Raw genomic sequence first — 21,495 nt, forward strand, 5'->3', positions numbered from 1 at the left:
CGACGGTTTTCGATCCGCCATTTGTGAATTGCACGTATTCGATCGATTTTTAGATTTATGTCAAGGAACCGATTTGAATTTTCGGCGGGGTGGTAAAATTGAGAGCGCTGGGCTCAATACGCTGGGCGTGAGATGCGGCGCTTGGCGTTCGGCGGGTTCGCGCTAGGGTGCGGCGATGGCGCCGATCACGAGACGACAGGCCGGATGACCGACCCCGGGACGCCCACGCCGCCGGAGAAGCCGCCTGCCCGAGGCGTGAAGCGCTATCTGCTGCGCGCCCTCGGCGTGGTCATGGTGTTGCTGGCCACGGCGGGGGTTTTCCTGCCGCTGCTGCCGACAACGCCCTTCCTGCTGGTCGCCCTGTGGGCCTTCACCGCCAGCGCGCCGGAGTGGGCCGAGCGGCTGCGCCAGCACCCGAAGTTCGGTCCGTTGCTGATCGCCTGGGAGGACCGCCGCGCCATCCCCCGGCCGGCCAAGGTGGCGGCGGGCGCGGCCATGGGCGCCAGCTGGACCGGCCTGGCCCTGACCTATCACAATCTCTGGGTGGTGGCCGGCACGGGCGCGCTGTTCGTGGCGGTGTTCGCCTACGTCGTCACCCGGCCCTCAAGCTGACCGACCGCTAGCGCCGGACCAGTCCGACGAGGTCGCTGGCGAAGGCCGGGTCATCCCGCCGGGCGGCCAGCAGGGGCGTGGTTCCCAGAAACCGGCGCATGTCGCTAACCGTCTCGGCGAAGTCCGGGGCCGGGGGCGGGCTTTCGCTGGCGATGGCGGCCAGCAGCGGCAGTTTGCGCGCCTTCATCACCTCGACGGCGGTCAGCAGATGGCTGATGCCGCCCAGGTAGGTTCCGCCGACCAGCACCGCCGGGACCCCCAGCGCCGCCATCAGGTCCAGGCCGGTCGCCTCCTCGGTCAGCGGCGACATCAGCCCGCCGACCCCTTCGATCAGCAGGACGTCGGCCTCGGCGGCGGCGATCCTGGCGCGGCAGCTGTCCACAAGCCCCTCGAGCGACAGGGTCACGCCCTCGCGGCGGGCGGCGGCAGGCGGCGCCAGTGGGGCGGCGAAGCGGAGGGGGCAAATCTCGTCAATGGCTTCCGGCGTCACGTCGCGTTCCAGCGCGGCGAGCAGCCGGCCGGCGTCGCTCTCCTCGGGGTGGTCGGGGTCATAGCCGCTGGCGACCGGCTTGAAGACGGCGACGCTCGCCCCGGCGGCCAGCAGGGCGCGGGCCAGGGCGGCGGTGACCCAGGTCTTGCCGACATCGGTGCCGGCCCCGGCGACGAACAGCGTCCTCACGCGGCCTTGGCCGTGCGCAGGTCGGCCACCGCCCCGGCCAGCCGCAGGACGTCGGCGTCGGCATGCAGGGCGCTGAAGGTGAACCGCAGCCGGGCCGTGCCCTCGGGCACCGTCGGCTGGCGGATGGCCACGGCCAGGAAGCCCATGGCCTCCAGGCTCCGCTGCGCCGCCAGCGCCGCTTCGGCCGGGCCGAACAGCACCGGCACGATGGGGCTCTCGGCCGGCGTCAGGCCCAGGGCGGCGGTGAACAGCCGCGCCTTGCGGATCGGCTCGGCGCAGAGGGCCGGGTCGGCCTCGATGACGTCCAACGCGGCGATGGCGGCGGCGGCGTTGGCCGGCGGCAGGCCGGTCGAATAGATCACCGTCCGGGCCCGGGTCTTGATCAGGTCGATCACGGCGCGGCTGGCGCACAGATAGCCGCCGTAGCCGCCGATGGCCTTGGATAGGGTGCCCATCTGCAGCGGCGGCTTGGCCGTTCCCTCGAAGGCGAAGGATGAGCCCCGCCCGCCGCCGACCACGCCGACGCCATGGGCGTCGTCGGTCATCAGCCAGGCGTCGTGCGCGGCGCAGTGCGGGATCATCCGATCGAGCGGCGCCAGGTCGCCGTCCATCGAGAAGACGCCGTCGGTCAGCACCAGCACATGCCGGTGCGCGGCGCGGTGCTCGGCCAGCAGGGCTTCCAGATGATCCATGTCGTTGTGGCGGAACAGCAGCGCCCGGGCCGGCGACAGCTGCGAGCCGGCCCACAGGCAGGCGTGGGCCAGTTCGTCGATGAGGATCAGGTCGTCCTTGCCGGTGATCGTGGGGACGATACCTGTGTTGGCCAGGTAGCCGGAGCCGAAAACGCAGGCCGCTTCGGTCCCCTTCAGTCGCGCCAGCCGCGCCTCCAGCGCCTCGATCAGCGGGTTGTCGCCGGTGATCAACCGTGAGGCGCCCGAGCCCGTCCCCCAGCGCGCCACGGCCTCGGCGGCCGCGTCCTTGACGGCCGGATGGTGAGACAAACCCAGGTAATCGTTGCAGGAAAAGCTGATCAGCGTGCGGCCGCCGCGCTCGACGTGGACGCCGTCGACCCGTCCGGTCGGCGCCAGGGTCCGCTTCAGACTGAGCGCTTCGAGGCCCGCGAGCTTGCCGCCCGCGAAGGCGTCCAGACTGTCCATGCCGCTTGTCTCCCTTAAGCGGCCCCGGCATAGGCATGCGCGCCGCCTGGGGCAAACCAAAAGGCCATCAGCTATGTCGGACCCCGCCTGGCTCGCCGAGGGCCGCCCGCACCTGTGGCGGCCCTATTGCCAGATGAAGACCGCCAACCCGGCGCTGCCCGTCGTCGCCACGCGCGGCGCCCGGCTGGTGCTGGCCGACGGGCGGGAGCTGGTCGACGGCCTGGCCAGCTGGTGGACCGCCTGCCACGGCTACAACCACCCCCACATCGCCGCCGCCGTCCGCGATCAGCTGGCGACCATGCCGCATGTGATGTTCGGCGGCTTGACGCACGAGCCCGCCAACCGTCTTGCCGCGCGCCTGGCGAAACTTCTGCCGGGCGACCTGGACCATGTGTTCCTGGCCGAGTCCGGCTCGGTCTCGGTCGAGATCGCCATGAAGATGGCGCTGCAGTTCCACATCAACCGCGGCGTCCAGGGCCGGACCCGGTTTCTCGCCTTCCGCGGCGGCTACCATGGCGACACCCTGGCGACGATGACCGTCTGCGATCCGGACGAGGGCATGCACAGCCTGTTCGACGGGGTGATGCCGCGGCAGGTGATCGGCGACCTGCCGCGCGATGAGGCCTCCACCGCGGCGCTGGAGGCGCTGGTCGCCGCCCATGCCCACGAGCTGGCCGCCATCGTCGTGGAGCCGCTGGTGCAGGGGGCCGGCGGCATGCTGTTCCACGGTCCGGAGGTGCTGGCGACCCTGCGCCGGATCGCCGACGACCACGGCCTGCTGCTGATCCTCGATGAGATCTTCACCGGCTTTGGCCGCACCGGCACGCTGTTCGCCATGGAGCAGGCCGGCATCGTTCCCGATGTCGTCACCCTGTCCAAGGCCCTGACCGGCGGGACCATGCCGCTGTCGGCGGCGGTGGCGCGGCGGCATGTGTTCGAGGCCTTCTGGAGCGACGATGCGGGCGCCGCCCTGATGCACGGCCCGACCTACATGGCCCACGCCCTGGCCTGCGCCGCCGCCAACGCCTCGCTGGACCTGTTCGAGGACGGCGGCTGGAAGGCCGACCTGGCGCGGGTCTCGGCAGGCCTGGAGGCCGGTCTCGCCCCCTGCCGCGACATGGCCGGCGTCGTCGATGTCCGGGTGCTGGGCGCCATCGGGGTGGTTGAGCTGGCGCGGGTCGACGACCTGGAGGCCCTGCGCGCCGCCTTCCTGGCCCATGGCGTCTGGGTCCGGCCGCTGGGACGGGTGGTCTACCTGACCCCGGCCTTCACCATCCCCGACGAGGACCTGGCGACGCTGACGGCGGCGGTCAGGGCGGTGGTGCGTTCGCGCGGCTAAACATCAATCTAGTTGACAAAAATACCCGACGGATTACGCCTTCCCAAAACGGATAAGGGGAAAGCGCGATGTCGGATGGGCCGTTGACGGGGCTGGTCGTGGTCGAGACCGGCCAGCTGATCGCGGGGCCCTTCTGCGGCCAGCTGCTGGGCGACATGGGCGCCACCGTCATCAAGATCGAACCCCCGAGGGTCGGCGACCCGATGCGGGCCTGGGGGCAGGGGGCGCCGGTCTGGTGGGAGGTCATCGCCCGCAACAAGAAGTCGGTGTCCATCGACCTGCGCCAGCCCGAGGGCCAGGACCTGGCCCGGCGGCTGATCGACGGGGCCGATGTGCTGATCGAGAATTTCCGGCCGGGCACCCTGGAGGGCTGGGGCCTGGGGCCCGAGCGGCTGCACCAGAGCAATCCGGGCCTGATCGTGGTGCGGATGAGCGGCTATGGCCAGACCGGGCCCTATTCCGACCGGGCAGGCTTCGGCGGCATCGGCGAGGCCATGGGCGGCTGGCGCAACATCGTCGGCGAGCCGGACCGGCCGCCGTCGCGCATGGGGGTGTCGATCGGCGACGCCCTGGCCGCCACCTACGGCTGCCTCGGCGCCCTGGCGGCGCTGCGCCATCGCGACGCGACGGGCCAGGGGCAGGTGGTCGATTCGGCCCTCTATGAGGCGGTGCTGCAGGTCATGGAAAGCCTGGTGCCGGAGTACACCGCCACCGGGGTCAGCCGCCAGCGGTCGGGGGCCATCCTGCCGGGCATCGCGCCGTCCAACGTCTATCCCTGCAGCGACGGCGAATACCTGATCGGGGCCAACGGCGAGGGGGTGTTCCGGCGGCTGTGCGAGGCCATGGGCCGGCCCGGGCTGGCCGACGATCCGCGCTACGACAGCCATGCGGCGCGCGGGGCGAACCAGGCGGAGCTCGACGCGCTGATCGCCGACTGGACCCGTACCCTGTCGGTCGAGGCGCTGGAGGCGCTGATGCTCCGGCATGGGGTGCCGGCCGGGCGGATCTACCGGCCGGCCGACATGCTGACCGATCCGCACTTCGTCGCCCGCCAGGCGCTGGTCGAGATGCCGGACCATCCGCGCTGGCCGGGACTGACCATGCAGAACGTCTTCCCTCGGCTGTCGGCGACGCCCGGCTCGGTGCGCAGCATCGCGCCTCAGAGCGTGGGCGAGCACAATGCCGAGGTGCTCGGCGAGCGACTGGGATTGAATGCGGCGGACCTCACGCGGCTCGAGGCCGCGGGCGTCATCTAGGGAACGAAGCCATGCGTCTCACCCAAACCCTCGGCCGCGCCGTCCTGGTCCGCCCGGACGCCGTCGCCACCATCGACGGCGACCGCATCCGCACCTGGCGCCAGGTGCATGACCGCGTGCAACGCATCTCTGGCGCCCTGCGCGCGCTCGGGGTGAAGCCCGGCGACCGGGTGGCCGTGCTGGCCAACAACTGCGACGCCTATTTCGAGGCCTACTTCGCCATCCTGTGGAGCGGGGCGGTCATCGTGCCGCTCAACACCCGCCTCGCCCCCGCCGAAACCTGCTTCCAGCTGCAGGACGCCGGCGCCGGCGCCATGCTGTTCGGCGAGGAGTTCGCTGAAACCATCGCCCTCCTCAAACCCCAGCTGCCGGACATCGGCGTCTGGGTGGCCATGGACGGCGCCGACCCCTCCGCCGATCACACCCTGGAAGACCTCGCCACGACCGGCCATCCGGTCCCCGAGATCGAGCGCCGCGCCGACGACCTGGCCGGCATCTTCTACACCGGCGGCACCACCGGCCTGCCCAAGGGGGTGATGCTCAGCCACCGGGGCTTGAGCGCCATGGCGGTCAACCTGACCATGTCGCTGAAGGTCGACCACCGAATCGTCAACCTGCACTCGGCGCCGATGTTCCACCTGGCCGACATCGGCACCTTCATGGCCACCATGGTCGGCGGCACGCACGTCTTCGTCCGAAAACTCGACGAGACCGTCATGCTGGACCTGATCGACCGCCACGGCATCACCCACATCTTCACCGTCCCGGCCATGATCGACCGCCTGGCCCGCCACCCCAAGGGCGATGCCGCCAATGCGCTGAAGGTCCTCGGCTACGGCGGCGCCCCGATGCCGCTGGGAACCTACGACGTCGCCCGCGCCCGCTTCCCGAATGTCGACTTCGTGCAGGGCTTCGGCATGACCGAGATGGGCGCCCATACCTTCCTGGAGGCCGAGCACCACCGCCCCGGCGCCGACCCTGAGAAGATGAAATCGGTCGGCCAGCCGGCCTATGGTTACGAGATCAGGATCGTCGATCCCGAAGGCAATGAGGTCCCGCGCCGGACCCTGGGCGAGATCATCGGCCGGGGCGACAACCTGATGCTGGGCTACTGGAACCGGCCGGAAGAGACGGCGGCGGCGCTGAAGGGCGGCTGGATGTGGTCGGGCGACGCCGGCTTCATGGACGAGGCGGGCTTCGTCTATATCACCGACCGCTTCAAGGACATGATCGTCAGCGGCGGCGAGAACGTCTACTCGATCGAGGTCGAGAACGTCGTCTCGCGCCACCCGGCGGTGGCCGAATGCGCCATCATCGGCGTGCCCGACCCCAAGTGGGGCGAGCGGGTGCATGCGGTGGTGGTGCTGAAGGCCGGCGAGACGCTGACCCTGGAAGCCCTGTCCGACCACTGCCGGGCCGAGATCGCCGGCTACAAGACCCCGCGCAGCCTTCAGGTCCTGGACGAACCGCTGCCGCGCAGCGCGGCGGGGAAGGTGCTGAAGACGCAGCTGCGGGCGCCCTGGTGGGAGGGGCAGGAGAAGCGGGTCTAGTCCCGCTCACTGTCGGAGGGGGTCAGGCCGGCCAGCAGCCGGGCCGGCGGGCAGTCGGAGCGGGGCTGGCCGTCCCGGACCCGGCGGGCCCAGTCGGGATCGGCCAGCAGGCCGCGGCCGACGGCGACCAGGTCGAACTCCCCGGCCTCCAGCCGGGCGGCGACGGCCTCCAGCGGTTCGGGGCGGGCGGTCTCGCCCATGAAGCCGGCGATGAAGTCGCCGCCCATGCCGACGCCGCCGGCGACGATGGTCGGGACGCCGAGCGTCTTCTTCACCCAGCCGGCCAGGCTGAGCGGCGAGCCCTCGAACTCGGGCCTGTCCCAGCGCAGCTGTGAGACGTTGACGATGTCGACCCCGGCCTCGACGAACGGCGCGAGCCAGGCCTCCAGGGCCTGGGGCGTCTCGACCAGCCGCGCCGTCAGGTCGGCCGACTTCCACTGCGAGATGCGCAGCAGGATGGCGAAGTCCGGCCCCACCGCCGCCCGCACCGCCTTGACCACCGCCAGCGGAAACCGCGACCGCTCGGCCAGGCTCGTCCCGCCCCAGCGGTCGGTCCGGTCGTTCGTCGCCGCCCACAGGAACTGGTCGAGCAGGTAGCCGTGGCCGGCATGGATCTCGACCCCGTCGAAGCCGATGGCCCTGGCCGCGTCGGCGGCCTCGGCGAAGGCGGCGATGGTCTCCAGGATGGCGATCTCGTCCATGACCACGCCCCGCTCCAGACCCGGCGCCTGACGGCCGGACGGGCTCTCGAACGGGGCGGGCGGCGTCCATTTCTGGCCGGGCTTGGCGGTGGCGCCGCAATGCCAGAGCTGTGGGAGGATAGCCCCGCCGGCCCGATGCACGGCCTCGATCACCGCCGGCCAGCGGTCCAGCGCAGGGCCGTGCAGCTTCAGCGAATGAGGATCGTTGCCGGCCGCCGGGCGATCCGGATTGGCGCCCTCGGTGAGGATCAGGCCGGTCCCGCCCTCGACACGCCGGCGATAGAAATCGGCCAGCGGGGCCGGGTCGCCGCCGGGCGTCGCCCAACGGGCCATCGGGGCCATGGCGATCCGGTTGGGCAGCCGCAGGCTCTTGTGCGCGAACGGCTGGAACAGGGCCTCGACGCCCATGCGCTAGCGGCCGGTATCCAGGAAGTCGCGGCCGGCCTCGGCGCCTTGCGGGGCGGCGATCTCGACGATGCGCTCGTCGATGTCGTCGTACTCCAGGCGCAGGGCCCGGTTCATGATGGCGTGCATCACATAGAGGGTGGTGATGTAGGTCAGCTCGAGGATCTCCTCGTCCGACAGGAAGCCTTTGAGGGCGTCCATCACCGGCTCGGGCGTCCGCCCGTGCTGGCTGCTCAGGCAGTCGGCGTAGGCCAGCACGGCCCGCTCGTTCTCGCTGTAGCAGTCGGCGACCTGCCAGTGGGCAATCGCCTCGATCCGCTCTTCGGAGACGCCCAGGCCACGCAGGGACTTGCAGTGCTGCGAGTAGCCGAACTGGCTTTCCATCGTCCAACTGACGCGGGTCTGGCCCAGTTCGCGCAGCACCGGGTCCAGCTTGCGGGCCGGGTTGCGGTAGTAGGCGAAGCCCTGGCAGGCGTGGTGCAGGGCGTCCGGCGACCCGGCCCAGACGGTCCACCAGTTGCCCGGCGTGCCGGTGGCGGTGCCGGGCTGGGCGACCGGGTCGCGGTCCCCGAACAGCAGGTCGTACATGCGAAGCCCCGTGCCCTGATCGACCTCGGCGCGGGGAACCTGGCGTAGGCGGGGCATGGGTCAGACCTCGACGGTGGCGCCTTGCGGCGCGTGACGGACGTCCTCGGCGACGAAGGGTTTCGTGCTGGCGGCGAACTCCATCATGATCCCGTTGGGGTCGGTGAAATAGACCGACTGGACGAAGACCCCGTCATGCAGTTCGGCGGCGACGCCGCGCTCGCTATCGTCGTGATTGATGACCACCGGGATGTGCTCGACCCCGGCCTCCTCCAGGCGCCTGAGGCAGGCCGACAGCTCGCCCTGGGCGACGTCGAAGGCCATGTGGTTCATCGAGCCGATGGCGGTCTTGGAGTCCTCGGGGAACCTGCGCACCGAGGCGATGCCCGGCGCCGCCGCCGGGGTTTCCGGCCACCAGAAGAAGGCCACCGCCGTGCCGCCGCAGTCGAAGAAGAAATGCTGGCCGCCATCGGGCAGGGCGACGGTCTTGACCAGCGGCATGTCCAGGACCTCGGTGTAGAACTTCACCGTCTCCTGCATGTCCCGGCAGACCAGGGCCACATGATTGATCCCGGTGGTGCGCATCGTTTCTCCCCTCGCCGCCCGATTGCTCGCGGGGCGGTCTTCAGGGTGTGCAACTTAGGGGCTTGCTTCAATTCGTCAACTAAACTGATAAAAAATCGTTCCGCGACCGAACGGCCCGGCGGGCGCCGCGCCGCGTTGACCCGGCCGCGATTGGCCCTACTCTCCTGACTCCCATCCGTCAGCGAACCCGACATGCAAGCCGCCGAAAGCTTTATTGTTCCCCTGCTCCAGGCCTTCGTCTGGTTCGACGACGGGCTGCAGAGTTTTCTGCAGGCGCGCGGCTGGCATGAGGTGACGCGCCCGCAGTCGATGATCATGGCCAATGTGGTCATCGGCGTGCACAAGCCCTCCGATATCGCCCGCAACCTGGGGATCAGCCGCCAGGCCGTCCACACGACGATCAACCAGATGGTCGAGATGGGCATGCTGGAGCTGCGCGACGACATCAACGACCGCCGCGCCAAGATCGTCGCCATCAGCGAGATGGGCCGGGAGATGGGGCGTGACGCCGACCTGGCCATGGCGGCGATGAGCGCCGAGCTGCGCAAGCGGATCGGGACCAAGAACGTCGACAACCTGATCAAGGCGTTCAGCGCCGACTGGGGTCAGGCGATGACCGAGTGGCCGCAGGTCGAGAAGCGGACCTGATCTGCTCCGACAAGGCGGAAATCATTGAGGAAAGCCCCTATCTCCTGCTCGGCACGCTGCCGGGGTGCGTGGTTTTAACGTCATTCAAACTGACAAAAATGCGCCAAATATCGTCATATAGATTGACATAGATCAACGACGCGCCATCCTCCCGACCAACGGCCCATGAGGCTGATCGATAACAGAAGGGGAGGAGTCATCATGCGCCAGCCGGCGAGCATTCGACTATTCGCGTCCGCCGCCGTTGCGGCTTTCGGTGTCGCCATGGCCGCGCCGGCCCTGGCCCAGGATGCAACCGCGGCCGACCAGGTCGAGGAGGTGGTGGTCACCGCCCAGAAGCGCGAGCAGAACCTGCAGGAGGTGCCGGCCGCCGTCTCGGCCTTCGGCGAGCAGCAGCTGGAAGCCCAGGCGACCCAGAACCTGACCGACCTTTCCTCCAAGGTCCCCAACGTCGTGCTGGCTCCGGTCGGCGCCTATCCCTACGCCTCGGCCTTCTTCATCCGGGGCCTGGGTTTCGCCGACGTCGAAAGCACCTTCGAGCCCTCGGTCGGCGTCGAGATGAACGGCGTCTACCTGGCCCGCAACAGCGGCGCCCTGCAGGACTTCTTCGACATCGCCTCGGTGGAGATCCTGCGCGGGCCGCAGGGCACCCTGTACGGCCGCAACACCATCGGCGGCGTCGTCAGCGTCCGCACCAAGACGGCCCAGCCGGGCGACGCGTTCGGCGGCGCGGTGCAGGGCACGGTCGGCGACCACGGCCGCCAGGAAGCCCGCGCCGCCCTCAACATCCCGCTCGGCGACAGCTTCGCCATGCGGGTCTCGGGCCTGTACAAGAGCTACGACGGCTACAATCACAACGTCACCACCGGCCAGGACGAAGGCGACAACGAGGTCTGGTCGGGCCGTCTGAGCCTGGTCTTCAAGCCCAGCGAGGTCTTCGACGCCACCCTGGTGGCCGACTTCGATCAGGAGCGCGGCTCCGGCGCTTCGTTCCGCAACGCCTCCCGGCCCGGCAACGTCTACTACAACTTCGGCCCCGACACCGGCTCGCCCGTCTTCTCGGCCGCCGCCCTCAAGAAGGCCAGGGACGTGCGCAACGTCTATGGCAACACCCCGACCTTCGCCGAGATCGACACCTGGGGCCTGGCCCTGACCATGAACCTGGATGTCGGCTTCGGGACCCTGACCTCGATCACCGGCTATCGCGAGTTCGACGACAGGGTGCAGAGCGACTACGACGCCAGCCCGGTCAACTTCTTCTACGCGCTGCGCGACCAGACCCATCAGCAGTTCAGCCAGGAACTGCGGCTGGGCGGCGAGGTCGGCCCGGTGACCTACGTCGCCGGCCTCTACTTCATGGATCAGAGCTACGACATCACCAACACCCAGGGCGGCCTCATCTACGGCGGCGCCCAGGTCCCGCAGATCGCCAGCCAGGAGAACCAGGCCTGGGCCCTGTTCGGCCAGCTCGACTGGGAAGTCACCGACAAACTGACCCTGACCGCCGGCGGCCGCTACAGCTACGAGGAGAAGGAATTCACCAACCAGCCGCTCTTCTTCCCGGCCTCGATGACCTACAAGAACGACTGGGACAACTTCTCGCCCAAGCTCGGCGCCAACTACCGCTTCACCGATGACCTGATGGCCTACGCCACCTGGTCGAAGGGCTTCCGCAGCGGCGGCTACAACGGCCGCGCCGCCTCCTTCACCTCGGCCGGTCCCTACGACGCCGAGATCGTCGAAAGCTACGAGGCCGGCCTCAAGGCCGAGCTTTTCGAGCGTCGCCTGCGCCTGAACGGGGCGGTGTTCTCCAGCACCTACTCGGACATGCAGGTCGGCAGCCAGGGCCTGACCAGCGGCGGCATCTACGAGTCCATCGTCACCAACGCCGGCAAGGCCAAGATCGACGGGGCCGAACTGGAGGCGCTGTGGATCGTCGGCGGCGGCCTGCGGATCAACGGCAACATCGCCTACCTCGACGCCCGCTTCGAGGACAACTTCACCGACTTCACCAGCGACGGCGTCAACAACCCCACCGACAACAGCGACCTGCCGCTGGCCTACGCACCGGAATGGTCGGGCAGCTTCGGCGTCACCTACGAGCGCCACGTCGGCATCGGCGACCTGACCTTCAACGCCAACGCCGTCTACATGGACGACATCTACACCAGCGGCGGGGTGCTCAACCGCACGTCCGATGTCCAGGTGCGGCCGGCCAACACCCTCTACGACGCCACCCTGAGCCTGGAAGGCGACGCCGGCTGGCGCGTCGCCCTGTGGGGCAAGAACCTGACGGACGAGACGGTGATCAACAACACCTTCGGCCTGGGCGCGCTTGGCAACCTGCGCATCTATCAGGCGCCGCGGACCTTCGGCCTGGAGGTCGGCTACAAATTCTAGGCCCCGCTCTCCTCCTTCCTCCCGAGCGGGACCAGGAGCCCCCGGCGTCGCAAGGCGCCGGGGGTCTTGCTTTGGGCGGCGTCTATCGAAGCGGCGGGCCATTATACCGCGCGGCGGGGGACCAACAAAAAGGGCGGCGCCGCGGAAAACTGCGGGAAATCGGGCCAAACCCCTTGCTGCGTTGGCTTTGGCGTGGGTTCAGGGGCAGCGGATGTGGCCCTGGGCGTTGGTCGGTCCGTTGGTCGATGCGCGGGGTTTGTTGGTCAAAATCGCGCCGCCGCGACCAACGCCTTCGGCCCGGGCGTCGGCGAGCCCTGCCGGGACCCTTGAATATGTCTAGACATATTGATCAAGTCTTTGACAGATATAGGATTTTCCAGTGATCCTCAAGGCTGGTCGACATTCGCCACTTCCCTCTAGATCCGCACATCCCGGCGACCCGAAGGCGTCCTCCGGTTTTCCGTAGGGTATCGCGACGGCCAATAACCATCAATTAGATTGACGTTATTGCCACGTCGTCGGACAGTGGGACGAGACCGCCGCAGACGGCCCATTGGGAAGAAGAACCGACCGTGACCAAGACGCCTCCCACGCCAGCGGATCGCCGCTGGGCGCTGATCCTGCTGGTCGCCATCTCGACGGTGGCCTTCATCGACCGCTCGATCCTCAACACCGTCGGCCAGGCCATCAAGGATGACCTGAAGATCAGCGACCTGCAGCTGGGCCTGCTCGGCGGCGCGGCCTTCGCCATCCTCTACGGGGTGCTGGGCATCCCGGTCGCGCGGCTGGCCGAACGGCGCAGCCGGGCGGCGATCATCAGCATCGCCGTCGCCGTCTGGTCGCTGATGACGGCGCTCAGCGGTTTCGCCGGCGGCTTTACCCACCTGCTGCTGGCCCGCATCGGGGTCGGGGTCGGGGAGGCCGGGGCGGGGGCCCCTTCGCAGTCGCTGCTGTCCGACTACTACCCGCCGGAAAAGCGCGCCTCGGTGTTCAGCATCCTGGGGCTGGCGACCCCGTTCGGCATCGTCCTGGGCGGACTGGGCGGGGCGATCGTCGCCCAGCACTTCGGCTGGCGCGCCGCCTTCCTGATCGTCGGCCTGCCCGGGCTGGTGCTGGCCCTGGTCGCCTGGCTGACCCTGAAGGAGCCGCCGCGCGGCTTCTCCGAAGGGCGCGATGACACCGGCGCCGCGCCGCCTTTGATGGCCGTGCTGAAGCGCCTGTTCGCCAGCCGGAGCTTCCGCCACGTGCTGACCGCCGCGGTCATCGTCAACTTCGTCGGCTTCAGCGGCATGAGCTTCCTGCACCCCTTCATGGTGCGCAGCTTCAACGTCGACTACACCACCGCCGCCCTCGCCTTCGTCGTCGTCAACAGCATCTCCCTGGCCGGCGGCTATCTGATCGGCGGCTTCGTCACCGACCGGCTGGTGAAGCGGGACGTGCGTTTCTACGGCTGGGCCCCGGCCATCGGCATGCTGCTGGCCGGGCCGGCCTATATCCTCGGCTTCCTGCAGACCGAGTGGGTGGCGGCCATCCTGGTGCTGATCCTGCCGGGCCTGTTCTCAGGCGTCTATTTCGGGCCGACCTTCGCGGTCACCCACAACCTGGTCGAGCCGCGCATGCGGGCCTCGGCGACGGCCATCCTGTCGCTGATCATGAGCATCGTCGGCATGACCACCGGCCCGGTGATCACCGGCTGGCTCAGCGACCACTTCGCGGCCGAGGCCTTCAAGGCCGGCGACTATGGCGTGCTGTGTCCGGGGGCTGGAACCGCCCTGGCGGATGCCTGCCGCATCGCCTCGGCTTCGGGGATCAAGACGGCGCTGATCATCATCGTCTCGCTGTTCTGGTGGGCGGCGCTGCACTTCTTCCTGGCCGCGCGGTCGATCAAGGCGGAGTTGGAGGGGAGCTGTGCGGAGGGGGCGCCGGTGGCGCCTGCGGTCTAGCTCCGGTTCGTCCCCTCTTCCGATCATCCCGACGAAAGTCGGGACCCAGCTGGCAAGTCGCGGAAGGGGCTGGCGCTGGTCAGAGTTTGTCCGGGTCCGCTGGTGGACACTGGGTCCCGACTTTCGTCGGGATGATCGGAAGAAGGGGAGGGGGTTAGCCCCCCGCCACCTGCAGGATGTGGTTCCACTCCGCCGCCGTCACCGGCTGGACCGACAGGCGGAAGCTGGTGACCAGGCTCATGGCCGCCAGGGCCTTGTCCTCCTTGGCCTGGGCCAGGCCGAAGGGGCGGGGAAGGGGGGCCTTGGCGGCGAGGTCGACGCAGTAGAACTTGCCCGTCGCATCGGTCGGGTCGAGGTAGGCTTCCTTGACCACGGTACAGACGCCGACGATCTCCTTGCCGGCCTGGGAGTGGTAGAAGAACACCTCGTCGCCCAGCTTCATGGCCATCATGTTGAGCTTGGCGGTGTGGTTGCGCACCCCGGTCCAGGGCTCGCCCTTCTTGCCGGCGGCGACGAGGTCGTCCCAGGAAAAGACGTCCGGTTCGGATTTCACCAGCCAGTGGTTCAATGTTCTCTCCTGCATCCTTCTCCCGCTTGTCGGGAGAAGGTGGCGGCGAAGCCGCCGGATGAGGGCAGCGCCGTCGATTGTGGGTGACCCGGAATCAGGCAGGTCGTCGGACGCTGGCGCTGCCCTCATCCGACCCCTTCGGGGCCACCTTCTCCCGACAAGCGGGAGAAGGGAAGATGCTAGGCCGGAACAGGAGGCTCGCTGTAGGAGGCCCCGGCGGCGATCGCTTCGTCCGAGGCCTTCAGCATCGCCTGGTACAGGCCGCTCGGGTAGGCCATGTGCGGCTTGTCCGGGTCATAGGGCGGCTGCGGCGCCGGGGAGGGGCCGGCGTAGGGGGCGGGGGCCTTGAAGCGGGCGGCCTCCTCGGGGTTGATGCCGGCCTTTTCCAGCACGGCGGGATCGATCCAGCGGGCGGGATCGATGGGCTCGTGGCTGGTGGCCACCTCCAGGGTCATCTGGTCGGGGCCGGCGAAGTAGATCGAGCGGCACATGCCGTGGTCGATAGGGCCGATGACGTTGACGCCGTGGCTGCGGATGCGGTCGCGCATGGCGATCAGGGCTTCGTCGCTGTCGGCGCGGAAGGCCAGGTGCTGCAGCGTGCCGGGCGCGCTGGACCCGGCCCCGGTGCCGGCGTGGGTCTTGCCGAGCTCGATGGGGATGTCGCCGACGCCCGGCAGCTGGACGATCGAGAAGTAGCCGTGGTCGTTCATGCGCAGGAAGGCGTGCAGGCCGCCGGGCACCCCATGCATGTCGAACAGGGCGACCAGCGGACAGCCCATGACCTCGCTGAAGAAGGCGATGTGCTTCTTGATGTCGCCGGCCATGAAGGCCAGGTGGTGGATGCCGCTCGGCTGGGTCATGGTTTCCTCGTATCGTTGTGGCCATTGAGAGCCGGGAAACGCCGTCTCGCAAGCCCAAAACGCTTGCCTGCCGCGACGTCGACCTGTCAATCTAGATGACAATTGGGCCGCGAGAGCCTTGGGAGAACAGCATGGACATCATCCGCGAGCCCTACGGCTTCTCCTACAAGGAGCAGTCGCGCCTGAAAGAGGTCTACGGCGGCGCCGCCGGGCGGGTGTTCATCGAGTGCATGCGCATCCGGCCGCAGACCGAGGCCAAGACCGTCGTCCTGTTCAGCCACCCGATCGGCGGCGGCTCCTTCCTGCCGCTGGTGCTGGCCCTGGCCCGGGCCGGCAAGCACGTCATCTACTGCAACCCGCGCTATCGGGGGAACGACACCGCCTGCATCCTCGAAAAATGCGTGCTCGACCTGGGGGCCTGCGTCGCCGACCTGAAGAAGCGGTTCGGCTATGAGAAGGTGGTGCTGGGCGGCTGGTCCGGCGGCGGGTCGCTGTCGATGTTCTACCAGGACCAGGCGACCAGCCCGACCATCACCTACACCCCGGCCGGCGATGAGGTCGACCTGGTCGGGGCGAACCTGCAGCCGGCCGACGGGGTGATGCTGCTGGCCGCCCACATCGGCCGCTCGGTGACCATGACCGAGTGGATCGACCCCTCGATCACCGACGAGAGCCGCCCGTTCGAGCGCGATCCGGCCCTCAACATCTACGACCCCGACTGCCCGGACCAGCCGCCCTATTCGGACGAGTTCGTCGCCCGGTTCCGGGCCGGCCAGATCGCCCGCAACCGCCGCATCACGGCCTGGGCCAAGGAGCAGCTGGCGGCCCTGAAGGCGGCCGGCGACCCTGACGCCGAGCGCTGTTTCATCGTTCAGGGCACCATGGCCGATGTGCGCTGGACCGACCCGACCCAGGATCCGTCCGACCGGGCGCCGTTCACCTGCTACATGGGCGATCCCAAGATCGCCAACGACGGGCCGATCGGCCTGGGCCGTTTCACCACCCTGCGGTCCTGGCTGTCGCAGTGGAGCTATGACGAGAGCCGCGCCAATGGCCTCGTCAACGCGCCGCGGATTACCGTCCCGGCCCTGGTGATCAACAACACCGCGGATCTGGCCTGCACGCCCAGTCATGCGGCGCGGCTGTTCGAGGCGCTGGGCTCGGCCGACAAGAGCTACGTCGATATCGCGGGGGCCGACCACTACTACATCGAGAAGCCGGAACTGCTGCCCCAGGCGACGGCGGCGGTGACGGGCTGGATGGACGATCACGATTTCTGACGGCGCGCGTGACGCCGGGCGCTGAGGCTCCGTCCCTCCCCGAATGGGGAGGGCAGGCCGACAGGCCGGGTGGGGAAGTCGGCAACCCCACCCAAAGCCCGTGACCGACAGCCCCACCCGACGCGCGTACCGCGCGTCTGCCCTCCCCATTCGGGGAGGGAGGTTAGAACAGCGCTTCCCATCCTGTTCCGGCAATGGCCGCATCGACCTGCGCCTTCGCCGTCGTCGGCAACGCCGCATACTCCTCCCGCAGCCAGCCCAGGCATTTGGCCTGGTACGGAAACGCGTTCTGCACCCAGGCGCGGCCGTCGATCCGCGTCTCGACCATCTTCTCGCCGGCCATCACCGCCTGGCCGTTGGCGATCAGCAGCGGCGCGTAGACCCGGCCCATCTCCGCCAGCAGCGCCTTCAGGGTCGCGGGGATTTCCGCCGGGTCGATCATCGGGCCGGGCTCCAGGCCCGACAGGTCCTCGACCATGCCGATCCAGCCCATGACCCGGTGGCCCTTCGCCTGGGCGATGGCCGTCGGCGTCGGGTCGACCCCGGCCAGCTGGGTCAGCTGGCCGAACAGGCCGAAGTCGCCGGCCCCCGGCGCGGCGCCGAGCATGAAGGGCGAGGCAGCGAGGTGGGCCTCAAGGGCTTCCAGCAGGCGGACATAGCTGTCCTCGATCACCGGGCCGGTCGTCGGGTTGGAGCCGACGTAGGCGAGGCGGCCGATCTGGCGGTCGCTGATCAACCTGGCCATGGCGTCGAGGGTCGGCTCGTCGAGCGGGGCGGGGCCCCAGCTGGGCAGCAGCCGGCCGCAGAAGGCGGCGTCGGCCTCATGCGCCCAGCGGTAGTGGAACATGCATTTGGTCAGCCACTCGTCGGCGTAATCCTCGATCAGGCTGTCGAGGAAGGCGAGCGCCGGGTCGGCCGGGCGCACCAGGCGGCCGGGAATCTCGGCGTCGAAGCGGCGGATCAGCGGGGTGGAGTCGGTCACCGCCTCGCCGGCGATGTAGAAGGTCGGCAGCAGGGGCACCTTGGCGGTGGGATAGCCGGCCGGCTCGCGGCCGCGATGGTACAGCCGGTAGGGTATGCGCCGGTAGCGCAGCACAGCCAGCATCTTGCGAGTGTAGGGCGAGCCCGGCGCGCCGGATAGCTCAAGGGGTGTTTCCAAGGTCATGACATTTACCGTGCCAATTGTTTGATCGCACGATGACCCTGCTTCAGCCCGCGCGCAAGGCCTCGACGACGCCGCGCATCCAGGCGGCCAGGGCGTCCTTGTTGTCCAGCGGCGTGCGGCCGTGGCGGACCATCACCAGGTCGAGGTCCGGAACCAGCAGGGTGTACTGGCCCTCGTAGCCGTTGGCGCTGAACGCGCCCTCGCCGCCCAGCCCCAGCCACCAGTGGGCGCCATAGCCCAGCTCCTCGGTGCGCGGCACGGGCGTGGGGGTGCGGGCGTAGTCGACCCAGGCGGCCGGCAGCAGGGGCCAGTCCTCCCAGACCCCGCCGCGAAGGTAGAGCAGGCCGAACCGGGCGAAATCCCGCGCCGTGCAGAAGCAGTAGGAGGAGCCGATGAAGGTCCCGGCGGCGTCGAACTTGGGGATCGGGCTGGTCATGCCGAGCGGTTCGAACAGCACGCGGCGCATGTGGGCCTCGAAGGCTTCGCCCTTCAGGCCGAGGGTCCTTTGCAGGATGTCGCAGACGATGTTGGTCGTGCCGCTGGCGTAGGACCAGACGGTGTCCGGCGCATGGGCCAGCGGCTGGGCGATGGCGTAGGCGGCGACGTCTTCCTTGCCGGTCCCGAACAGCATCTCGATGACGTCGGAGACGCTGCCCGGCACATAGTCCTCGACGAACTTCAGGCCGCTGGACATGCGCAGCAGCTGGTCGAGGGTGATGGCGGCGCGGGCGTCGTCCCGCCAGGCCGGCACGTCGGCGGGGGCGTGGATGTCGAGTTTGCCCTCGGCGACGGCAAGCCCGACCAGAGCCTGGGTGATGCTCTTGGCCTTCGACCAGGAGGGAAAGCGGCTCTGGGCGTCGAGGTTTTCGCCGTAGCGCTCGTAGCGGACGGCCCCGCCCTGGACGATCAGCACCGCGTCGGTGACGCCCAGGCTCTCGTCCCCGAAGGCCGCGTCCAGGCGGGCAGCAAGCGCCGGCGGTAGGGGCGCGCCGAGCGGCCAGTCGGCAGTGGGCCAGGGCGTGCCCACGGGCTGGGCGGGGAGGGCCGGCAAGGCCATCAGCTGACCTTCGCCGTCTTGTTCTGGAAGGCGGCGATCCGCTCTTCCATGTCCGGGCCCCGGCCTTCGCCGCGGAAGACCTCATGGGCCAGGCCGGCCTCCAGCGGCAGGCCGTCGGTGTCGCGCAGCAGCTTCTTGTTGGCCGCATGGCTGAAGCTGCTGTTGGCGAGGATGCTGCCCGCGAGCGCGGCGAGGCCGGTCTCGAAGTCCTCGTTGGCGACGCAGATGTTGGCCAGGCCGATGGCCGCCGCCTCGCGGCCGCCGTAGGTGCGGCAGGTGAACATCATCTCCCGGGCCCTGTAGGTCCCGACCCGGCGCGGCAGTCGCTGGCTCAGGCCCCAGACCGGGGTCAGGGCCCATTTGGCGTGGGTGTCGCCGAATTTGGCGGCCTCGCTGGCGAAGATGATGTCGCCGGCCAGGGCCAGCTCCAGCGCCCCGGTGTAGCAGTGGCCGTGCACGGCGGTGACCACCGGCAGGGGCAGGTCGGCCAGGCGCTCGATGACGCTGGCCTGGAAGTTGGGCCGTGGCAGCTTCTCGCCGGCGGCGATGTCGCCGAGGTCGTGGCCGGCGGAGAAGCACTTGCCGGCGCCGCGGAGGATGACGAGGCGGGCGGATGGGTCGGCCTCGATGTCGGCGACATGGTCGTACAGCGCCTTGAACAGCGGCACATTGAGGGCGTTCAGCTTGCCCGGCCGGTTGAGCGTCAGGGTCACCGCCCCGTCGCGATCCTCGCGCAGCACCAGATCGCTCATGTGGTCCTCCCTGTTTTGCGGCGCAGACTAGCAGGGCGACGCCGGGGAAGGACAAGCGCCCACGAACCGGGTTAAACCGCCCCCATGAGCGAACAAGACCCCTACGAAGGCGTGACCTGGGACCTGTCGAAGTCCCTGAGCTATGGCCAATACCTGCAGCTGGACAAGGTGCTGGGCGCCCAGGCGCCGCGCTCGGGCGAGCATGACGAGCTCTTGTTCATCATCATCCACCAGTCGAGCGAGCTGTGGATGAAGCTGTGCCTGCATGAGCTGCGCGGGGCGGTCGGCCATATCCGCGGCGATGATCTGGAGCCGGCCTTCAAGATGCTGAGCCGGGTCGGCCGCATTCAGACCCAGATGATCCAGGCCTGGGAAATCCTGGCCACCATGACGCCGTTCGACTACAGCCGCTTCCGCGACGCCCTGGGGACCAGTTCGGGATTCCAGTCGCACCAGTACCGGCAGATCGAGTTCCTGCTCGGGGCGAAGAACGCTCGGACCTTGGAGGTTCACGAGAGCGACCCGGTGGTTCACGGCGAACTGGTCGAGGCGCTGGGGGCGCCGAGCCTGTACGACGAGGCGCTGGCCCTGTTGGCCCGGCGGGGGTTCGCGATTCCGGCCGGCTACCTGGAGCGGGACTGGACCCAGCCCTACGAGGCCAACGCTGAGGTCGAGGCCGCCTGGCTGGCGGTCTATCGCGACGCCGAGACCTGGTGGGACCTCTATGAGCTGGGCGAGAAGCTGGTCGACATCGAGTACCGCCTGCAGCAGTGGCGGTTCGCCCATATGAAGACGGTCGAGCGGATCATCGGGTTCAAGCGCGGGACGGGTGGGTCGGCCGGGGTGGCGTATCTGGTGAAGGCGCTGGAGCGGCCGTTCTTTCCGGAGCTGCTGAGTTTACGGACGGTGATCTAGCGCCGGCCTCTCCAAACCCCGTCATCCTAGGCACAAGGCCTAGGATGACGGTGGTGGGGTGGTGGGGCGCGAGCTCAATCGTCGAGCATCGCCGCGAACGCGGGCGTCATCCGTTCCGGCTCGTCGCGCAGCTGCCAATACGCCGCCACGCCGCGTTCCGTCGCCCAATCCATCCCGGCATCCGGTCCCAGCACCGTCAGCACCGTGCACAGGGCGTCGGCGTCCATGCAGGTCTCCGCCAGCACGCTGACCGAGGCGGCGGCGGCCTCGACCGGCAGGCCGGTGCGCGGGTCGATCGTGTGTGACTGCCGCCGGCCACCGTCCATGCGGAAGCGGCGGTAGTCGCCGCTGGTGGCCAGGGAGAGGCCGTGTAGGGCCACAAGCACCTGCTGCTCCACGGTCAGGCCGGGCGGCGTTTCGATCTCCACCCACCAGGGCTGGCCGTCGGGCCGCACGCCCTCGCCGCGCAGTTCGCCGCCGATCTCGACCAGGCAGTGACGAACGCCGAAACCTTGCAAGGCCTGCACCGCCGCATCGACGCCGAAGCCCTTGGCGATGCCCGACAGGTCCAGTTCCAGGCCGCCCGGTTGCAGCAGGGCCGCGCCGCGACGTTCGAGCCGCGTCCAGCCCGACTGCGACCACAGGCCGTCGAACTCCTGGCCGGCCGGCGGCTGGTCGCGCGGGCCGGCGGGGCCGAAGCCCCAGAGATCGGTCAGGCGGCCCAGGGTCGGGTCGAAGGCGCCGTCGCTCTCCCTGGCCCAATGCAGGGCGCGGTCGATGACGGCGGCGAAATCAGTCGGCAGCTCATGCCAGCTGTCGGGGTCGGCGCGATTGAAGCGGCTGATGTCGGAGCTCGGTTCCCAACTACTCATTTGCAAGACGACGGCGTTGACCGCCGCCTGAACCGCCGCGCGCAGATCCTCCGCCGCCACCCCGGCCGGCGCGCAGGCCTGCGCCGTCCAGCTGACCCCCATCGTCGGGCCGGTCAGCTTGAGGATCGGACCCGGCGGGGGATCACCGGCGCCGGGGTCCAGCGCC

At 69.2% G+C, this 21,495-nt stretch carries 20 protein-coding genes; 9 read left to right on the forward strand and 11 right to left on the reverse strand.

Annotated elements, in window-relative coordinates; genetic code table 11:
* Window positions 1–204: 204 nt before the first annotated feature.
* Window positions 205–612: a YbaN family protein gene (locus AC1RSK_RS03905; RefSeq protein WP_492905716.1), complete on the forward strand. Its 408-nt coding sequence runs from the start codon at window positions 205–207 to the stop codon at window positions 610–612.
* A 7-nt stretch (window positions 613–619) separates the two neighbouring features.
* On the opposite strand, the gene bioD is transcribed toward AC1RSK_RS03905, so the two are convergent.
* Together bioD and AC1RSK_RS03915 are read right to left on the reverse strand one after the other, a co-directional pair.
* Window positions 620–1,291 carry a dethiobiotin synthase gene (bioD, locus tag AC1RSK_RS03910; RefSeq protein WP_492905718.1) on the reverse strand — a complete coding sequence of 224 codons (672 nt, stop codon included), beginning with the start codon at window positions 1,289–1,291 and terminating at the stop codon, window positions 620–622.
* Complete coding sequence (locus AC1RSK_RS03915) at window positions 1,288–2,448, reverse strand: aminotransferase class I/II-fold pyridoxal phosphate-dependent enzyme (protein WP_492905719.1); 1,161 nt, start codon at window positions 2,446–2,448, stop codon at window positions 1,288–1,290. Before AC1RSK_RS03915 ends, bioD begins: the two co-directional genes overlap by 4 nt.
* A 73-nt stretch (window positions 2,449–2,521) precedes the next feature.
* Here AC1RSK_RS03915 and AC1RSK_RS03920 point away from each other — a divergent pair, with 73 nt between their 5' ends.
* The 3 genes from AC1RSK_RS03920 (at window position 2,522) to AC1RSK_RS03930 (ending at window position 6,593) form a co-directional block, all read left to right on the forward strand.
* Complete coding sequence (locus AC1RSK_RS03920) at window positions 2,522–3,787, forward strand: adenosylmethionine--8-amino-7-oxononanoate transaminase (RefSeq protein ID WP_492905721.1); 1,266 nt, start codon at window positions 2,522–2,524, stop codon at window positions 3,785–3,787.
* 68 nt (window positions 3,788–3,855) lie between these two features.
* On the forward strand, window positions 3,856–5,043 hold the full coding sequence (locus AC1RSK_RS03925; RefSeq protein ID WP_492905723.1) for a CaiB/BaiF CoA transferase family protein: 1,188 nt from the start codon (window positions 3,856–3,858) through the stop codon (window positions 5,041–5,043).
* A gap of 11 nt (window positions 5,044–5,054) precedes the next feature.
* The gene (locus tag AC1RSK_RS03930) at window positions 5,055–6,593 is read left to right on the forward strand and encodes an acyl-CoA synthetase (protein ID WP_492905725.1); all 1,539 of its coding nucleotides are present in this window, start codon (window positions 5,055–5,057) and stop codon (window positions 6,591–6,593) included.
* Here the strand turns inward: AC1RSK_RS03930 and AC1RSK_RS03935 are convergent.
* The 3 genes from AC1RSK_RS03935 to AC1RSK_RS03945 are packed head-to-tail and all read right to left on the reverse strand — an operon-like array spanning window position 6,590 to window position 8,869.
* Window positions 6,590–7,702, reverse strand: a complete 1,113-nt coding sequence (locus AC1RSK_RS03935; RefSeq protein ID WP_492905727.1) for an oxidoreductase — start codon at window positions 7,700–7,702, stop codon at window positions 6,590–6,592. The two genes, AC1RSK_RS03930 and AC1RSK_RS03935, sit on opposite strands and share 4 nt — an antisense overlap.
* 3 nt (window positions 7,703–7,705) lie before the next feature.
* Window positions 7,706–8,344, reverse strand: coding sequence for a carboxymuconolactone decarboxylase family protein (locus AC1RSK_RS03940; protein ID WP_492905729.1), 639 nt, complete (start codon window positions 8,342–8,344; stop codon window positions 7,706–7,708).
* Between the two features lie 3 nt (window positions 8,345–8,347).
* The gene (locus AC1RSK_RS03945; RefSeq protein ID WP_492905731.1) at window positions 8,348–8,869 is read right to left on the reverse strand and encodes a VOC family protein; all 522 of its coding nucleotides are present in this window, start codon (window positions 8,867–8,869) and stop codon (window positions 8,348–8,350) included.
* A gap of 192 nt (window positions 8,870–9,061) precedes the next feature.
* On the opposite strand from AC1RSK_RS03945, the gene AC1RSK_RS03950 reads away from it, so the two are divergent.
* From AC1RSK_RS03950 to AC1RSK_RS03960, 3 genes are all read left to right on the forward strand, one after another.
* Complete coding sequence (locus AC1RSK_RS03950; RefSeq protein ID WP_492905732.1) at window positions 9,062–9,517, forward strand: MarR family winged helix-turn-helix transcriptional regulator; 456 nt, start codon at window positions 9,062–9,064, stop codon at window positions 9,515–9,517.
* A gap of 201 nt (window positions 9,518–9,718) precedes the next feature.
* A complete protein-coding gene (locus AC1RSK_RS03955; RefSeq protein WP_492905734.1) occupies window positions 9,719–11,917 on the forward strand; it encodes a TonB-dependent receptor in 2,199 nt (732 codons plus the stop codon).
* A gap of 572 nt (window positions 11,918–12,489) precedes the next feature.
* Entirely contained in the window at window positions 12,490–13,860 is a 1,371-nt protein-coding gene (locus AC1RSK_RS03960; RefSeq protein ID WP_492905736.1) for a spinster family MFS transporter, read from the forward strand.
* A 154-nt stretch (window positions 13,861–14,014) separates the two neighbouring features.
* On the opposite strand, the gene AC1RSK_RS03965 is transcribed toward AC1RSK_RS03960, so the two are convergent.
* Both AC1RSK_RS03965 and AC1RSK_RS03970 read right to left on the reverse strand, forming a co-directional pair.
* Window positions 14,015–14,428, reverse strand: a complete 414-nt coding sequence (locus tag AC1RSK_RS03965) for an EVE domain-containing protein (protein ID WP_492905738.1) — start codon at window positions 14,426–14,428, stop codon at window positions 14,015–14,017.
* Between the two features lie 179 nt (window positions 14,429–14,607).
* Window positions 14,608–15,288 carry a VOC family protein gene (locus AC1RSK_RS03970; protein ID WP_492905739.1) on the reverse strand — a complete coding sequence of 227 codons (681 nt, stop codon included), beginning with the start codon at window positions 15,286–15,288 and terminating at the stop codon, window positions 14,608–14,610.
* A 131-nt stretch (window positions 15,289–15,419) separates the two neighbouring features.
* Here AC1RSK_RS03970 and AC1RSK_RS03975 point away from each other — a divergent pair, with 131 nt between their 5' ends.
* Window positions 15,420–16,568, forward strand: coding sequence for an alpha/beta hydrolase family protein (locus AC1RSK_RS03975; protein WP_492905741.1), 1,149 nt, complete (start codon window positions 15,420–15,422; stop codon window positions 16,566–16,568).
* Between the two features lie 163 nt (window positions 16,569–16,731).
* Here AC1RSK_RS03975 and AC1RSK_RS03980 read toward each other — a convergent pair whose 3' ends face one another.
* From AC1RSK_RS03980 to AC1RSK_RS03990, 3 genes are read right to left on the reverse strand one after another with little or no spacing between them, the layout of a single operon-like run.
* Entirely contained in the window at window positions 16,732–17,733 is a 1,002-nt protein-coding gene (locus AC1RSK_RS03980; RefSeq protein WP_492905743.1) for a glutathione S-transferase N-terminal domain-containing protein, read from the reverse strand.
* 43 nt (window positions 17,734–17,776) lie between these two features.
* Complete coding sequence (locus AC1RSK_RS03985) at window positions 17,777–18,790, reverse strand: serine hydrolase domain-containing protein (RefSeq protein WP_492905745.1); 1,014 nt, start codon at window positions 18,788–18,790, stop codon at window positions 17,777–17,779.
* Window positions 18,790–19,542, reverse strand: a complete 753-nt coding sequence (locus tag AC1RSK_RS03990; protein WP_492905747.1) for an enoyl-CoA hydratase/isomerase family protein — start codon at window positions 19,540–19,542, stop codon at window positions 18,790–18,792. The genes AC1RSK_RS03985 and AC1RSK_RS03990 overlap by 1 nt, the downstream gene beginning before the upstream one ends.
* Window positions 19,543–19,665: 123 nt before the next feature.
* On the opposite strand from AC1RSK_RS03990, the gene kynA reads away from it, so the two are divergent.
* Entirely contained in the window at window positions 19,666–20,457 is a 792-nt protein-coding gene (gene kynA / locus AC1RSK_RS03995; RefSeq protein ID WP_492906452.1) for a tryptophan 2,3-dioxygenase, read from the forward strand.
* A 74-nt stretch (window positions 20,458–20,531) separates the two neighbouring features.
* On the opposite strand, the gene AC1RSK_RS04000 is transcribed toward kynA, so the two are convergent.
* Window positions 20,532–21,431 (reverse strand): FAD:protein FMN transferase, encoded by a 900-nt coding sequence (locus AC1RSK_RS04000; protein WP_492905749.1) that lies wholly within the window; start codon window positions 21,429–21,431, stop codon window positions 20,532–20,534.
* Between the last annotated feature and the right edge of the window lie 64 nt (window positions 21,432–21,495).

The organism is Caulobacter sp. GW821-FHT11A05, from assembly GCF_058809015.1.